Source organism: Variovorax sp. GW823-FHT04B03 (genome assembly GCF_058796495.1).
Genome location: NZ_JBXAIT010000002.1, coordinates 339,159 through 353,258, shown reverse-complemented (window position 1 = coordinate 353,258; position 14,100 = coordinate 339,159). Strand labels below are relative to the sequence as shown.

Here is a 14,100-nt window from a genome sequence, read left to right as displayed (position 1 = left end):
CTAAGTCAAGGCCGCGACATTCCTTTCACCGTGTTTGCGCTTCGGCGCAGGATTGAAAGGAATCGAAGAATGAAAACCGCCTTGACTTCCCCCCGTGCCCTCGTGATCGCGCTGGCCAGCGCCGGCGTGATCGGCGCCGTCGGCGCCGGGGCCTACACCAGCGCCCGTGCCGTGAATGCCCCGGCCACTACTTCCGCCGTGGCCGCGCCGGCCGCGATGGTCACCTTGCCCGACTTCTCGACCATCACCTCGCGCGACGGCCCCGCCGTGGTCAACATCAGCGTGACCGGCACCGAGAAGGCCCCGGACGACGACACGATGGCGCAGCTGCAGGGCATCGACCCCGACGATCCGATGTTCCAGTTCTTCCGCCACTTCCAGGGGCAGATGGGACCGCGCGGCCAGCAACAGCAGCAGCGCGCCGTGCCGGTGCGCTCGCAGGGCTCGGGCTTCATCGTGGACCCGAGCGGCATCATCATGACCAACGCCCACGTGGTGAAGGACGCGAAGGAGGTCACCGTCAAGCTGACCGACCGCCGCGAGTACCGCGCCAAGGTGCTGGGCGCCGATGCCAAGACCGACATCGCGGTGCTCAAGATCGACGCCAAGAACCTGCCGGTGCTCGCGCTGGGCAACACCAAGGACTTGAAGGTCGGCGAATGGGTGCTGGCCATCGGCTCGCCCTTCGGCTTCGAGAACACCGTGACGGCCGGCGTGGTGAGCGCCAAGGGCCGCTCGCTGCCCGACGACAGCTACGTGCCCTTCATCCAGACCGACGTGGCCGTGAACCCCGGCAACTCGGGCGGGCCGCTGCTCAATGCGCGCGGCGAGGTGGTCGGTATCAACTCGCAGATCTACAGCCGCAGCGGCGGCTACCAGGGCGTGTCGTTCGCCATCCCGATCGACGTGGCGGTGCAGGTGAAGGACCAGATCGTCGCCACCGGCAAGGCCACGCATGCGCGCCTGGGCGTCGCGGTGCAGGAGGTGAACCAGGCCTTCGCCGATTCGTTCAAGCTCGACAAGCCCGAGGGCGCGCTGGTCTCGAACATCGAGAAGGGCGGCCCCGGCGACCATGCCGGCCTGAAGGCGGGCGACGTGATCCGCAAGGTCGACGGCCAGGCGATCGTGTCGTCGGGTGACCTGCCGGCGGTCATCGGCCAGCAGGCGCCAGGCAAGAAGGTCACGCTCGAGGTGTGGCGCCAGGGCGAGCGCCAGGAGCTGCAGGCCAAGCTGGGCGACGCGAGCGACAAGCCGGCGCAGGTCGCCAAGGCCGACAACACGGCGGGGCAGGGCAAGCTCGGCCTGGCGCTGCGCCCGCTGCAGCCGCAGGAGCAGCGCGCAGCCTCGGTCGACGGCGGCCTGCTGATCGAGGACGTGGCGGGCCCGTCGGCGATGGCCGGGGTGCAGGCCGGCGACGTGCTGCTGGCCATCAACGGCACGCCGGCCAAGAGCCTGGAGCAGGTGCGCCAGGCGGTGGCCAAGGCCGACAAGTCGGTGGCGCTATTGATCCAGCGCGGCGAGGACAAGATCTTCGTGCCGGTGCGCCTGGGCTGACCGGCCCGGCCGGGCTCAGGGCAGCGCGCAGGGCCAGTCGAGCGACACGCGCGTGCCGCCGGCCTGCGCGTCGGCCCGCTCGATCTGCAGCCGCGCCCCGATGGCCTGCGCCCGCGAACGCATGTTCGCCAGGCCGTGGCCACCGGGGCGTTTGTTCGCCGGCAGCCCGCGGCCGTTGTCGGTGAGCACGATGCGCACCAGCGGCGGCGTCTGCTCGCCGTGCCAGCCCACATGCATCACGATGCGCGTGGCGCCCGCGTGCTTCAGCACGTTGGTGAAGGCCTCGAGCAGGATGCGCTGCAGCTGCAGCGCGGCCTGCGCGGCAAAGGGCGCGAGCGTGGGGATGAGGGCGACGTCCCACACCAGCTCGATGCCGGCGGCGTCCAGCCGGGGCTGCAGGCGGTAGCGCAGCGTGGCCAGCACGGTGGTCAGGTCGTCGTGCATGGGCTGCAGCGAATCGACCGCCATGCGCATCTCGTCGAGCGCCAGCTTCACGTGCTCCTCGACCACGTCGCGGTCGGGCGCAGGCTGGTTCACCACGTTGAGCAGGCCCACGAGCTGCGAGCCCACGCCGTCGTGGATCTCCCGCATGATGCGCTGGCGCTCCAGCAGCACGGCCTGTTCTTCCTGCTGCTTGCGCACGGTTTCGAAGGCGCCGCGCAGCTGCTCTTCGCGCTCGGCCACGCGCGCGGCGAGGTTGGCGTTGAGCGAGCGGTAGTCGGCCACGGTGCGGCTGTACCGTTCCACCACGAGGCCAGCCAGGATCATCACGAAGAAGAAGATCGCGTGCGAGGTGAGCGTGTAGTAGGCGCCGCCGAACAGGCCCATGCGCACCAGCAGCAGGTCGTGCGCGCCGGCCAGGATGGCCAGTGTGCCCGCCGCCATCAGCACGCCTGCGATGCGCCGCCGCGCCACCAGCGCGCCGTGCACCACGTAGGGCAGGCAGATGGTGCTCGTGACCTGCAAGATCGCCAGCCCCGTGGTCCACAGCGCCGGCAGCGCGAAGGCGAAGGAGGCGCAGGCCAGCACCACCGACAGCGCCAGCGCGCCGTAGATGGAGCGCACCAGCCACGGCGGGTTGCGGTCGAGCACCAGCAGCACGAAGCGCGCGATCAGCCCGATGTGGCAGGCATAGCAGACCGCCACCACGGCGCCCCACAGCGGCCAGGGCACGGGCCCTTCGGTCAGCACGCGGTCGAGGTTGCGCGCCACGCCCGAGAGCGCGGCCAGCGCGAAGCAGCCGTAGAGCGCATCGCGCTGGCGCAGCCACAGCCCGGCGGCCAGGCCGCCCATCAGCAGCAGGCTCACGGCGTAGACGATGGCCGAGGTGTTGCGCCAGTTCTGCTGCGAGCGGTGCAGCGGGGCCAGGGAGGCCTCGGGGCCGTAGAGCACGCTGGCCAGTCCGCCGCCGCGCTGGCGCTGGATGGTGGCCTGGATGAGCAGTTCCTGCGGCTGGCCGTCGCCGCGCCGCAGGGCGGCGGCCAGCGGGATCAGCAGGTTGGCCTTGCCGGCGTCGTAGGCCGGGTCGCCGAGCACGCCGTAGTTGGCGACCAGCGCGCCGTTGAACCACACGGCGGCCTGGTTGCCCAGGCCCGACATCAGCAGCGCCTGGGCGTCGTCCGCGCGGGCGGCGTCCGGGGGCAGCACGATGCGGTAGCTGGCCTTGCCGCCGCGCCCCGGAAACTCGTGGTCCCAGCGAAAGGGCAGCGCCACCTGCCGCACCTGCAGCGGCAGGCCGTCGGGTTCGAGGCTGGCTTCGGCCCAGTCCACATCGGTGGTGCCCGGCGGGGTGGCCGCATGGGCGAAGGGGGCTGCGAGCACCAGCCACAGCAGCAGTTGCAGCACGGCTTGCATGCGGGAGAAGAAGGAGCGGCTCACGCGGCTAGGAAAGCCGGCCTGGAGGGCGGGTCGCCAACACGGCGTCCGAGGGTGGGGGCGCATCCAGCTTGCCGTAGATGTTTCTGATATGGGTTTGAACCGTCGATGCGGAGACTCCCATCTGCGCGCCGATTTCGGCATAGGTGAAACCACGAGACACCCGGTCGAGCACTTCGGCCTCGCGCGACGAGAGGTGCCCGGGCGCGCCGTCGGAGGCCTGCCAGCGCCGCAGCAGCTGCCGCGCGATGCCCGGCGGCAGCGGGGAGCCACCGGCGCCCAGGTGGCGCAGATGCGCTGCCAGGTCGGCCTCGGTGCCGTCCTTGAGCAGGTAGCCGCGCGCGCCGGCCTCGAAGGCCTGCACCATGTGGGTCTCGTCGCCGAAGATCGTCAGCACCATCACCGCGCAGGCCGGCTGCATGCGGCGGCACTGGCGGATCACCTGCAGGCCGGGATGGTCGGGCAGGCCGAGGTCGACCAGCAGCACGTCGACCGGGTTGTCCGTGAGCCAGTTCAGGATGTCGACCGCGTTCGAGGCGCTGAAGGCCAGCGCCAGTGCGGGGTCGGCGCCGATCACGCGGGCGATGCGCTCGCGCATGCCGCTGTCGTCCTCGACCACGGCGACCTGGGTGGCGGTCAGGGGCATGGCGGGCTTCCGCAGGCGAGACCGGGGCCGAGGCGCATGGGCAGATCCGTTTCCGTTCGGAGGTTGCAGGTGCCGCAAGCCTATCGGCCGGTATCTGGCGAGCCCATCCTATAGACGGGGGAGGGGGGTACCCTGCCGGCGCGCGATGGTGTCCAGCCGTGTCGCGACGCGCGCCACGTGCTGCACCAGTTCGGGAGGCGATTCGATCTCGATGGCATGGCCCAGGCAGCCCAGCCACACGGCCAGCGCATCGAGCGAGCTGGCGCCGGTGACGACGCGCGTGCGGCCCGCATCGAGGGCCTCGGGCACGCCGCCCACCCAGCCCAGGTGCGGTTCCAGCGCCGCGAGCGGGGCATGCACGATCACGCGCGCGTGGTGCAGGTAGGGCGAGACCTTGAGCGCGTGTTCCATGTAGGCCTCGACGTCGCCCAGCGGCAGGCGGCGCGCGGTGAAGCGCGCGCCCGTCGGTTCGGCGTCGACGATGCGGTCGAGGCGGAAGGTGCGCCAGTCCTGGCGCGCCGTGTCCCAGGCCAGCAGGTACCAGCGCTGGCCGGTCTGCACCACGCGGTGCGGCTCCACCGTGCGCGCCGTGGCGGTCTGGTGGTGGTCCTGGTAGCCGAAGCGCAGCTCGCGCCGCTCGGTGCAGGCCTCGGCGAACATCGACACCGCCTTGACGCGCACGCCCGACTTGCTTCGCATCACCGGCACCACCGAGGCGCGCACGCTGCCCAGGCGGCGCTGAAGGCGCGGCGGCATCAGCTGGTCGAGCTTGGCGAGGGCGCGCATCGACGCGTTGCCGATGTCGCCTTCGCCCGTGCCGGCATGGCCGAGCGCCAGCGCCACCGCAATGGCTTCCTCGTCTTCCAGCAGCAGCGGCGGCAGGGCGCTGCCCGCGCCCAGCCGGTAACCGCCGGCCACGCCCGAGGTGGAGTCGACCGTGTAGCCGAGGCTGCGCAGCCGGTCGACGTCGCGGCGCAGCGTGCGCTCGGTGATCTCCAGGCGCTCGGCCAGGGCGGCACCGGTCCAGGCGCGCTGGGCCTGGAACAGCGCGAGCAGGCGAAGCAGGCGGGCGGAAGCGGACAGCATGGGCCGCATCATGCCTGCGATCGAGGACAGAATCTGTCCGCAATGGGTCGTAGCCTTGGGTTTCCTCCACTCGTTTCCACGGACACCGACCATGAAGAAGACCTATCACGGCAGCTGCCACTGCGGCAAGGTGCGCTTCCAGGCGCTCATCGACCTCGCCGCGGGCACCGGCAAGTGCAACTGCTCGATCTGCATGAAGTCGCGCGGCTGGGGCGCCATCGTCAAGCCGGCCGACTTCACGCTGCTGTCGGGCGAAGAAGACCTGTCGAGCTACCAGTTCGGCTCGTTCAGCGCCGAGCACCTGTTCTGCCGCCATTGCGGCGTCAAGTCCTTCGGGCGCGGCAACGTGCCGGAGATCGGCGGCGCTTACGTCAGCGTGAACGTCGCCTGCCTGGACGACGCGACGCTCGAAGAGCTGTCCACCGCGCCGGTGCGCTACATGGACGGTCGCCACAACAACTGGTTCGAGGCGCCGGCGGAGGTGCGCTATCTCTGAGATGACCGATGGCCCCACGCTTTCGGCTGAGAATGCCCGTTGCTTCACCCGCTGCGAACGAAACCAATGAACGACGAACTCGAAGCCCGCATCCGCTCGGGCCAGGCGCTGTCCGAATCGATGGGCAACTTCCACGTGACCGGCTGGGACGCCGAGCACAAGACGCTGAAGGCCGCCTTCACCGTGCGGCGCGAGTACTGCCACACGAACGGCACGATCGCCCAGGGCGGCTTCATCACCGCCTGGCTCGATGCGGCCATGGCCCATGCGGTCATGCACGACACGGAGCAGGCGCAGACGGTCTTCAGCCTGGAGATCAAGGTGAGCTTCTACGAGAAGGTCGGTCCTGGCGAAGGCCGCGTCGAGGGGCGCGTGATCCGGCGCGGGAAGCGCGTGGCGTTCCTCGAAGCGGCGCTCTACAACCCCGATGGGAAGCTGGCCGCAGAGGCCACATCGACCGGGATACTGGCGAGCCTCTAGGCTAGGCCCGCCCGACCTGGGCCTGTATCTCGCGGATCACCGCTTCCTTTTCCCGGTTGTAGACCTGCGGGTCGGCCGGGTCGATGCCGTGGGCGCGGTCCTTGGCTTCTTCGTACTTCTGGCGCAGGTCCGGGCGCCGGTCGAGCACTTCCATGAACGCCAGCGAATCGGCATGCACCGGGTCGCCGCGATGGCAGATGTGCAGGTTGAGGTTGAACCTGCGCCCGTCGTGCAGCACGGACGCGCAGACGTAAGGCTTCTCGTCCGTGTCGACCCACACGGGGCGGCGGTGAAACCCGAGGGCTTCGAATTCCGCCTGAGCCATGCGCAGGTCGTCATGAAGCGTGATCGCCGCGATGTCGACCATCGGCTTGCCGCGCAGGCCGACGATGGCCGTGCTCCCGATGTGCACGAGTTCCACGCCCTCGAGCTGCGCCTGCACATGGCGCTGCACCTGCGCAAACACCTCGGCGTACGCCGGGTCGTAGGGCAGGATGTGGCGCTGGTCCAGGCTCTCGTCGAAGGCGAGGAGCTTCATCGCACGATGCGCGCGAGCCAGGCCAGCAGCACGGCCACGACCTCGTCGCGGTTGGTTTCGTTGAGCGTCTCGTGGCGCGCGCCGCCGAAGACATGGCACGACACGTCGCGCAGGCCGGCCTCGCGGTAGCGCTGGACCAGCGGATAGAACCACTCGGCCTTGTTGCTGACCGGGTCCTGGTCGCCGGTGAACAGGTACAGCGGCAGCTCGGGCCGGATGCGCGTCTGCATCGCGGCGGGCGTGAGTTCGTCCAAGCTGGCGAACATGGAGCCCATGCCTTCGGCCGACACGGTGAAGCCGCACAGCGGGTCGGCGATGTAGGCGTCGACCTGGGCCGGATCGCGGCTGAGCCAGTCGAAGGGCGTGCGCACGTCGGGCAGCGCGGCGTTCATGTCTTCGAGACGGAAGCCGCTTTGCAGCGCCCCGCCCAGCAGGTCGAGCGCCGTGGTGCCGGACAGCACCGCGCCGGACAGCAGCTCGCTGTGCCGCACCAGGTAGTACTGCGTGGCGAACGAGCCCATGCTGTGGCCGACGAGGACCAGCGGCAGCCCTGGGTGCTCGGCGCGTGCGTGGCGGCTGAGCAGCGCCATGTCGTCCACGAGGCCGGCGAATCCGCGCGGGCCGAACTCGCCAAGTTCGTCGCGCGCGGCGGCGCCGGGGCCGTGGCCGCGGTGCTCGTTCGCGTAGACGACGTAGCCGGCCTGCGTGAGCGCATCGGCCAGCGGCCGGTAGCGCAGCGAATGCTCGCCCATGCCATGCGCCAGTTGCACGATGGCGCGCGGCGCGGTGCCCTGCCAGCGGTGGGCCTCCACCGGATGGCCGTCGTTGGCGGTCAGTTCGAAGTGGGTCTCGGTGCTCGGCATGCGGGGTCCTCCAGGGAAGTGGATCTGCATCCTAATCGTTGACGGCCCGCAGCATGGCCTTGCGCAGCCACGCCTGCGCCGGGTCCTTGTCGGTCACCGCGCGCCAGGCCATCCGCAGCTGGTAGCTCGGGCTGTCGAAGGGCAGGGGCTCGCAGCGCAGGCCGCTTTGCGCCGACAGCGCCAGTGCCACGTGCTCGGGCACCGTGGCCAGCAGGTCGGTGCCGGCGAGCACGGCGGGCAGGCTGCCGAACTGCGGCACCGAGAAGAGCACGTCGCGTTGCCGACCGAGTTCGCCCAGCGTTTCGTCGACGGTGCCGCACAGGTCGCCGGCATAGGTCACGAGCAGGTGGCGTCGGCGGCAGTAGTCGTCGAGCGACAGCCTGCCGGGCGCGGTGTCGGCGCGAAGCACGGCAAAGCGCGCGGTGCGGACCTTGCGCACCTTCGCATCGGCGGGCAGGTCCTTCAGGAAGGACATCACCGCGCTGACACGTCCCTGGTCGAGGTAGCGCATGGCGTTGCGGTAGCAGACGGTGAGCGTCACCAGCTTGGCGCCGGGCACTTCGGTGCTCAGGGCGCGCAGCAGGCGGGGCAGCATCGCGATTTGCAGGTCGTCGGTCAGGCCGATGCGGAACACCGGCGCGGCGCGCGCCGGTTCGAAGTCGGCCTGCGCGCGGAACGTGGCCTCGATCTGCGCGAGGGCGGGGCCCAGGCCCTGCATCAGGGCGAGCGCCCGTGCGGTGGGTTCCATCACGCGGCCCTGGCGCACCAGCAGCGGATCGCCCGTGAGCTCGCGCAGTCGCGCGAGCGCATGGCTCACCGCGGGCTGGCCGAGGTTCAGCCGCTCGGCGGCGCGGCTGACGTGGCGCTCGCGCATGAGCGCGGCCAGCACGGTGAGCAGATTCAGGTCGATGCGGTTGAGTTCGATGGGTTTCATCGGGGTCGGGGCGTTATCGATGGTGCGCATAGCGACTATCCCGCGAATCGATTTCCTTGATGACGCTGCGGCCTCTAGATTGAAGCCATCGGTCATTCAAGAAAGAAGGAGAGTTGTCATGAGCAGGATGGTTCGCTTCCACGCATTCGGCGGTGCCGAGGTGCTGAAGCTCGAAGAGGTCGCAGTGCCCGCGCCGGGCATCGGCGAAGTGCGCATCGCGGTGCAGGCCATCGGCCTGAACCGGGCCGACGCCTTGTGGCGTGAGAACCTGTACATCGAAGACGCGACGTTGCCGGCGGGGCTGGGCAACGAAGCCGCCGGCGTCGTCGACGCGGTGGGCGAGGGCGTCGAAGGACTGGGCGTGGGCGACCGGGTTGCCGTGCTGCCGGGGGCGAGCCAGGGGCTGTATCCGACCTACGGCGACCGCATCCTCTTTCCGGCCACGCACGTGGTGCGGTATCCCGCCAACCTGTCGGCCGCGCAGGCTGCGGGCGCCTACATGGCCTACCTCACGGGCTACTTCCCGATGTTCGAGATGGCGCGGCTGCAGCGCGGCCAGGTCATGCTCGTCACCGGGGCGTCATCGGGCACCGGCATCGCGGCGCTGCAGATGGCGCGCGCGGCGGGCATCGCCGCCATCGCGGTCACGCGCACGGCCGCCAAGCGCGACGCGCTGCGGGACGCGGGCGCGACGCATGTGGTCGTGACGGACGAAGAAGACGTGGTCGAGCGCGTGCTGACGCTCACCGAGGGCCGCGGTGTCGACCTGGTGTACGACGGCGTGGGCGGCGCGCAGGTCGAGCGGCTCGGCGACGTGGTCGCGCATGGCGGCTGGTATGTGCTGTACGGCCTGTCGGGTGGCGCCGAATTCAGGTTTCCGGTAGTTGCGCAGTTCCGCAAGAGCTGGCGCTTCCACGTCTACAAGGTGCTGGAGCACACGGGCGCAGCCACCATGGGATTGCCGCGCGACGAGGGCGCATTGGGCCGGGCACTGGCCTTCATCGATGCGGGGCTTGCCAATGGCACGCTGCACGTACGCATCGACCGCAGCTTCGCGTTCGACGACGTGGTGCAGGCCCACCGCTACCTCGAGCGCGCCAGTCACATCGGCAAGGTCGTGCTCGAGGTCTGACCGGCGCTCAGCCGGCGGACGTCAGCCGGTACCAGGCCACCCCGTCGTCGGCGATGTCGCACGCGATCTCGCCGCGGTGGCGCAGGTAGTTGAGGCAGGCGAGGCTTTCACCGGTGGCCATGCCCAGCAGCGGCACGTCGGATTCGGCGATGCTGCGTGCGAACAGGCTCGTGAACACATCGACCGCGCGCTTCGGCGTCTTCAGTGCGTTGCGCAAGCGGTCGAGCGAGCGCTCCTGCCCATGCTGCAGCCGGTCGATGCGCGCATGCAGGCCGCGGAAGCACTCGTTGTGCGACGGCAGCACCAGCACGTCGTCGGGCACTTCGCGCTTGAGCTTGGCGAGCGAGGAGAGCCAGTCGGCCATCGGGTCGGCGTCGGGTTCGACGGGCGAGACCGACACGTTGGATGAGATGCGCGGCAGGATCTGGTCGCCCGAGATCAGCACCTTTAGGTCGGGGCAGTACAGGCACGCGTGCTCGGGCGAATGGCCGTTGCCGGTGACGACGCGCCAGTCGTGCGCGCCGATGCGCAGCACCTCACCGTCGCGCAGGCGCCGGAAGCTGTCGGGCAGCGGATGGATGTGCTTGCCGAAGTTGCCGAAGCGCGTGCGGTAGGTTTCGATGGCCGCTTCGCCCCAGCCGGCGCGCCGATAGAAGGCGATGGCGTCGTCGGGCGCTTCGCGGCCGGTGTCGGACACCATCACGCGGCACATGAGGTATTCGGAGCGGGTCATCCACAGCCGCACGCCGAACTTGCGCGTGAGCCAGCCGGCCATGCCGACGTGGTCGGGGTGCATGTGCGTCACGAAGACGCGGGTGAGGCCGCGCGTGTCCGGCGAATTGGCGAACAGCTCGCGCCAGACCGCCACCGTTTCCTCGGTGCGCACGCCGGTGTCCACGACGGCCCAGCCGTCGCCGTCGTCCAGCGCCCACAGGTTGATGTGGTCGAGCGAATAGGGCAGCGGCATGCGGATCCAGTGGACCCCGTCGGCGACCTCGATCGACTTGCCGCGTGGCGGAAGTTCCGCAAAGGGATAAACGAGCTTGCCCTTGGCTGCTTCCGCCGACTCTTCCAAACCATCCATCGTGTTTCACCTCCAGAGGGATGAATTGTGAACCCGGCCGGCATTCGGCCCGGGTCACTTCGAAGACGATGGACGGCCGCGCTTACTTGCGGCGCGGGCGGGCGGCGCCCGGCGCCGAGGTCTGCGAAGGCGCAGCGCCCCCATCGACACCCAAGCGGCCACCACCGCCCAGGCCTTGTCCGCGCACCGTCTGCGCCTTGTAGTTGCGCAGCGAACGGACCATCTGGTTGAAGGCGTCCATGAAGGCCGCGGCAATCACCTTGCCCTGCGCGGTGTTGGTGTAGCCGCCGATGCCGCCGGCACCGCCGCGGCCACCGAGACCGCCGAAGCCCGCGAAGTCGGTCTTGGAGGCGCTGCCTTCGGCGGCAGCCACCTGCACGCCGGAGCGGTTGTCGATGAGCGTCAGCAGCGCGCTGGCTTCCTTGGTCTGCAGGCTGGCGCCGACAGCCGCGATGGCACGGCCACGGCCGCCGCCCACGAGGCCGCCGAGCGCGCCGCCGATGCCGCCGGCGTCGTTGTTGCTGAACACGATCTCGGGCGACAGGCCGTAGTCGGAGGCCACCATCTGGCCGCGGCCGAAGTTGCTGCCGCCGCGCATCTCGCCCGACTGCTGCAGTGCACGTTCACGCGTCATGGCGTTCATGCCGGCCGCGCCGCGCTCGACCACGATGAAGCAGTTCGACTGCTGCACCAGCAAACGCAACAGATTTGCAGTAGGCGGCAGGCGGTACTCGCCCGTGAGGATGGTGTACCAGCCGGCGTTGACGTTCTCGACCAGCGACACGGTCCCGAGCGGCGATTCGCAGCGCTCGAGCTGGCTGCTCTCGCCCGAGGTGGCACCGCCGGCGGCGCTGCCCGTGGCCGTGGTCTTGGCCGCCGGAGCGCCCATCTGCATGTCCATGGTCTGGCAACCGGAAAGCGCGAGCAGGCCCGCGAGTGCGCTGGCGAGAGAGAGTTTGGAAAAAGGCATGTCCCTGTCCATCAAATGAAAACAATGTGGCGTCCGCCCCACCGGCGGGCGCCGCGCCCGCGCGACGATACGGGCCGCCCGATGCGCGGGCCAGTGTCGAAAGTCACAGGGTCAGGAACATTTGTGGCGCTTGTCGGGGCTTGGTTACAGTCCGAACTCCATTCGCAGGAGTTTTCAGATGGCCACAAAGAAGAGGAATATCGTGGGAGAAGCCGCCGTCGAACTGACGACGCAGCAGGTCGCGCAGGCCCTGGCCATTGCCGGGGCGTCGGGCTACAGCGGCAGCGCCGATCCGTCGTTCGTGGGGGCGGTGCTGGTGGCGCTGGCGGTCAACACGAGTTCCGTCAGCGCGACCATCGACAGTGCGAAGAGCAGGGGCCCCGGCGTCGCCGGCGTGTTGCAGCACTGACCGGCCGGTGGGGCGCCGGCCTCCGGCCTGAGCCGGCGCACTTTCAGGTCGTGTAGTCGCCGCTGGCTTCCGGCTGGAACAGCACGGCGATCACGCGCGCGCTGTGTTCGCCGCCGCCGGGCGTCTTCCAGCGCGCGACCGCACCGGTCTTCTGGCCGAGCAGGCCGATGCCGACGGGCGAGAACACCGAGATGAAGCCCGTGGTCGGGTTCGCGTCGGCGGGATAGCAGATCACGATCTTCTGCCGCTGTCCGGCGGGCAGGTCTTCGATTTCCACCTGGGTGTACATCGTCACGATGTCCGAGGGCATTTCCCGTGACGGAAGGATGTCGGCTGTGTCGAGCAGATCGACCAGGGCCGGGGGAAGCGGCGTGTCCGCGAATTTGCTGAGACGGACGTAATCGAGTTCGGTGAGCGTGCGCTCCCCGTGAACGGTTGAAAGCATGAAGCACTCCAGATGAACGCAACCCGCCTTTCCAACAGACAGGGTCGCTACCGCGCGGTGTGGTGCCCGGCGGTCAAGGTGTGCGCATCAAGAAGAAGGTAGCGGACCGCCGGGCTCAGGAATGTGCGGACGTGCGTCGGAGGACCGACGTGGCCGCCGCGACGACGGCGCCCACACGACGACCGGCCGCTGCCATGGGCAGGGCTGCGCGCGCAGGGTATCGACGGGGCGAGAGGAGAGCCATGGGGCGCGAGTGTAGGGGATTCTGGCCAGATTGGCCAATTATGGCCCTACGGGTGCAGCGAGGAATTGCCGTGAAATCTCTGGATTCAATCAGTAGAACGCCTGAATTGAAATCAAGAGCCTGTGATTCGAGACAACGTGAATGAGTGATGGAAAACGGGTGGACAAGCACTCATCTTTACGAGATTTTTTGCGAGTTAGATATTTTCTTGGTCGCTGAGATTTCTCCGAAATTCATCGATGAATAATTTCTTGTGCCGCATCGAATGAGTGATTTCAAATTAATTTTATGAGCTTGAATTCATTGAAAATATTATTTCATGAATAGGGAGCACGCCTGAGGCTGCGGTTGTTGTCATTCGATCTCAATTGTTTTGATTCTCCCAGAAGCTTGAAAGCTTCAATTGAGGGGGCTTCAGGTCGAACGAAATGGTGGATGCATTTTGTTTGTTCAATATGTCTCATTTGCGCATCCTCTGTTCTTTTGTTTGATTGCCATAAAAGCCCCGAGACATAAGAATTCAGTACGCAAAAATCTAAGTGGCCGATTGCCTTCAATTGCAAGCAATCTTGGTCATTTGTTTGCAATAAGAAGTTGATTGTAAATTTTGTGCGTGAATTTCAAATATTGTTAATTGGGGTTTGAATGACAGCATCCACATGGGACTTGTTCTTGTCGTCGTCGCGAGGCCGCGCAGGGGCGGTCCACCCGCTGATCCGCGCAGGCCTGGTCCTGCTTGCCGCAGGCGCCGCGACCGTCGCGTTCGCGCAACCCACCGCTTCGCTGGAGGCGCCGCGCGCACCTGCCGCGGCCCAAGCCGTGACCGTCGTCCTCGCCCAGTCGAAGGTGGTCAAGGGGCCGGACGGCAATGAACAGCTCCAGGACGCGGCCACCATCAAGCCGGGCGACGTCATCGAATACAAGGCCACCTACACCAACAACACGGGCAAGCCGGTCAAGGGGCTGGTGGCGGATCTGCCGATCCCCGAGGGGCTGGAATACCTGCCGCGCAGCGCCAAGCCGGGTGCCAGCCTCGTGAAAGCCGCCACCAAGACCGCCGTCTTCGAGCCCGAGCCGCTCGTTCGCAAGCTGGCCAGCGGCAAGACCGAACCCGTTCCCTACAGCGAGTACCGCATGCTGCGCTGGAGCCTGGGCCAGTTGCCCGCCAGCGGCAGCATCGCCGTGAGCGCGCGCGCCAAGGTCGAAACCGTCGCGTCGCCAACGGCTACGCCCCCCACGCCCGCCACGCCGCCCCCGCGCGGCAAGTAAAGGCCGCGCCGGCCCTCGCGCGCTGCGAGAGGCGAGGGCGCCCGCCTTTTCCATCGATCCCTTGTTTCCGAGTGC

Annotated in this window: 15 protein-coding genes; 6 read left to right on the top strand and 9 right to left on the bottom strand. The window is 68.4% G+C overall.

The features are described from left to right. Positions 1 to 69: 69 nt before the first annotated feature. Positions 70 to 1,554: a Do family serine endopeptidase gene (locus AC1RAD_RS10365; RefSeq protein ID WP_492734719.1), complete on the top strand. Its 1,485-nt coding sequence runs from the start codon at positions 70 to 72 to the stop codon at positions 1,552 to 1,554. A 15-nt stretch (positions 1,555 to 1,569) separates the two neighbouring features. Here the strand turns inward: AC1RAD_RS10365 and AC1RAD_RS10360 are convergent, their stop codons facing one another. The 3 genes from AC1RAD_RS10360 to AC1RAD_RS10350 form a co-directional block, all read right to left on the bottom strand. Then, complete coding sequence (locus AC1RAD_RS10360; RefSeq protein ID WP_492734718.1) at positions 1,570 to 3,408, bottom strand: sensor histidine kinase; 1,839 nt, start codon at positions 3,406 to 3,408, stop codon at positions 1,570 to 1,572. Between the two features lie 28 nt (positions 3,409 to 3,436). Beyond that, on the bottom strand, positions 3,437 to 4,075 hold the full coding sequence (locus AC1RAD_RS10355; protein ID WP_159276685.1) for a response regulator: 639 nt from the start codon (positions 4,073 to 4,075) through the stop codon (positions 3,437 to 3,439). Between the two features lie 108 nt (positions 4,076 to 4,183). Next, positions 4,184 to 5,161, bottom strand: coding sequence for a helix-turn-helix transcriptional regulator (locus tag AC1RAD_RS10350; protein WP_492734717.1), 978 nt, complete (start codon positions 5,159 to 5,161; stop codon positions 4,184 to 4,186). 91 nt (positions 5,162 to 5,252) lie between these two features. Between AC1RAD_RS10350 and AC1RAD_RS10345 the strand changes: the two genes are divergently transcribed. Continuing rightward, complete coding sequence (locus AC1RAD_RS10345) at positions 5,253 to 5,657, top strand: GFA family protein (protein WP_492734716.1); 405 nt, start codon at positions 5,253 to 5,255, stop codon at positions 5,655 to 5,657. 66 nt (positions 5,658 to 5,723) lie between these two features. Further along, positions 5,724 to 6,137 carry a PaaI family thioesterase gene (locus tag AC1RAD_RS10340; protein ID WP_062478117.1) on the top strand — a complete coding sequence of 138 codons (414 nt, stop codon included), beginning with the start codon at positions 5,724 to 5,726 and terminating at the stop codon, positions 6,135 to 6,137. 1 nt (position 6,138) lies between these two features. Here the strand turns inward: AC1RAD_RS10340 and AC1RAD_RS10335 are convergent, their stop codons facing one another. From AC1RAD_RS10335 to AC1RAD_RS10325, 3 genes are read right to left on the bottom strand one after another with little or no spacing between them, the layout of a single operon-like run. After that, positions 6,139 to 6,675: a GrpB family protein gene (locus AC1RAD_RS10335; protein WP_492734715.1), complete on the bottom strand. Its 537-nt coding sequence runs from the start codon at positions 6,673 to 6,675 to the stop codon at positions 6,139 to 6,141. Then, on the bottom strand, positions 6,672 to 7,538 hold the full coding sequence (locus tag AC1RAD_RS10330; RefSeq protein ID WP_492734714.1) for an alpha/beta fold hydrolase: 867 nt from the start codon (positions 7,536 to 7,538) through the stop codon (positions 6,672 to 6,674). The genes AC1RAD_RS10335 and AC1RAD_RS10330 overlap by 4 nt, the downstream gene beginning before the upstream one ends. Positions 7,539 to 7,569: 31 nt before the next feature. Then, on the bottom strand, positions 7,570 to 8,472 hold the full coding sequence (locus AC1RAD_RS10325) for a LysR family transcriptional regulator (RefSeq protein WP_307588607.1): 903 nt from the start codon (positions 8,470 to 8,472) through the stop codon (positions 7,570 to 7,572). A 118-nt stretch (positions 8,473 to 8,590) separates the two neighbouring features. Here AC1RAD_RS10325 and AC1RAD_RS10320 point away from each other — a divergent pair, with 118 nt between their 5' ends. Continuing rightward, positions 8,591 to 9,604 carry a zinc-dependent alcohol dehydrogenase family protein gene (locus AC1RAD_RS10320; protein WP_492734713.1) on the top strand — a complete coding sequence of 338 codons (1,014 nt, stop codon included), beginning with the start codon at positions 8,591 to 8,593 and terminating at the stop codon, positions 9,602 to 9,604. A 7-nt stretch (positions 9,605 to 9,611) separates the two neighbouring features. Here AC1RAD_RS10320 and AC1RAD_RS10315 read toward each other — a convergent pair whose 3' ends face one another. Further along, positions 9,612 to 10,688, bottom strand: coding sequence for an MBL fold metallo-hydrolase (locus tag AC1RAD_RS10315; protein WP_492734712.1), 1,077 nt, complete (start codon positions 10,686 to 10,688; stop codon positions 9,612 to 9,614). 82 nt (positions 10,689 to 10,770) lie between these two features. Continuing rightward, positions 10,771 to 11,658, bottom strand: a complete 888-nt coding sequence (locus tag AC1RAD_RS10310) for a CsgG/HfaB family protein (RefSeq protein WP_492734711.1) — start codon at positions 11,656 to 11,658, stop codon at positions 10,771 to 10,773. 202 nt (positions 11,659 to 11,860) lie between these two features. Here AC1RAD_RS10310 and AC1RAD_RS10305 point away from each other — a divergent pair, with 202 nt between their 5' ends. Beyond that, entirely contained in the window at positions 11,861 to 12,067 is a 207-nt protein-coding gene (locus tag AC1RAD_RS10305) for a hypothetical protein (RefSeq protein ID WP_492734710.1), read from the top strand. A 43-nt stretch (positions 12,068 to 12,110) separates the two neighbouring features. Here AC1RAD_RS10305 and AC1RAD_RS10300 read toward each other — a convergent pair whose 3' ends face one another. Beyond that, the gene (locus AC1RAD_RS10300) at positions 12,111 to 12,512 is read right to left on the bottom strand and encodes a GreA/GreB family elongation factor (RefSeq protein WP_062472433.1); all 402 of its coding nucleotides are present in this window, start codon (positions 12,510 to 12,512) and stop codon (positions 12,111 to 12,113) included. A gap of 1,063 nt (positions 12,513 to 13,575) precedes the next feature. On the opposite strand from AC1RAD_RS10300, the gene AC1RAD_RS10295 reads away from it, so the two are divergent. After that, a complete protein-coding gene (locus tag AC1RAD_RS10295; protein ID WP_492734709.1) occupies positions 13,576 to 14,025 on the top strand; it encodes a hypothetical protein in 450 nt (149 codons plus the stop codon). Positions 14,026 to 14,100: the final 75 nt, after the last annotated feature.

Coding starts and splice junctions, on each gene's coding strand:
- AC1RAD_RS10320 (WP_492734713.1), top strand. CDS start 8,591: ATGAGCAGGATGGTTCGCTTCCACGCATTCGGCGGTGCCGAGGTGCTG.
- AC1RAD_RS10345 (WP_492734716.1), top strand. CDS start 5,253: ATGAAGAAGACCTATCACGGCAGCTGCCACTGCGGCAAGGTGCGCTTC.
- AC1RAD_RS10340 (WP_062478117.1), top strand. CDS start 5,724: ATGAACGACGAACTCGAAGCCCGCATCCGCTCGGGCCAGGCGCTGTCC.
- AC1RAD_RS10300 (WP_062472433.1), bottom strand. CDS start 12,512: ATGCTTTCAACCGTTCACGGGGAGCGCACGCTCACCGAACTCGATTAC.
- AC1RAD_RS10360 (WP_492734718.1), bottom strand. CDS start 3,408: ATGCAAGCCGTGCTGCAACTGCTGCTGTGGCTGGTGCTCGCAGCCCCC.
- AC1RAD_RS10355 (WP_159276685.1), bottom strand. CDS start 4,075: ATGCCCCTGACCGCCACCCAGGTCGCCGTGGTCGAGGACGACAGCGGC.
- AC1RAD_RS10335 (WP_492734715.1), bottom strand. CDS start 6,675: ATGAAGCTCCTCGCCTTCGACGAGAGCCTGGACCAGCGCCACATCCTG.
- AC1RAD_RS10325 (WP_307588607.1), bottom strand. CDS start 8,472: ATGAAACCCATCGAACTCAACCGCATCGACCTGAATCTGCTCACCGTG.
- AC1RAD_RS10330 (WP_492734714.1), bottom strand. CDS start 7,538: ATGCCGAGCACCGAGACCCACTTCGAACTGACCGCCAACGACGGCCAT.
- AC1RAD_RS10365 (WP_492734719.1), top strand. CDS start 70: ATGAAAACCGCCTTGACTTCCCCCCGTGCCCTCGTGATCGCGCTGGCC.
- AC1RAD_RS10350 (WP_492734717.1), bottom strand. CDS start 5,161: ATGCTGTCCGCTTCCGCCCGCCTGCTTCGCCTGCTCGCGCTGTTCCAG.
- AC1RAD_RS10315 (WP_492734712.1), bottom strand. CDS start 10,688: ATGGATGGTTTGGAAGAGTCGGCGGAAGCAGCCAAGGGCAAGCTCGTT.
- AC1RAD_RS10310 (WP_492734711.1), bottom strand. CDS start 11,658: ATGCCTTTTTCCAAACTCTCTCTCGCCAGCGCACTCGCGGGCCTGCTC.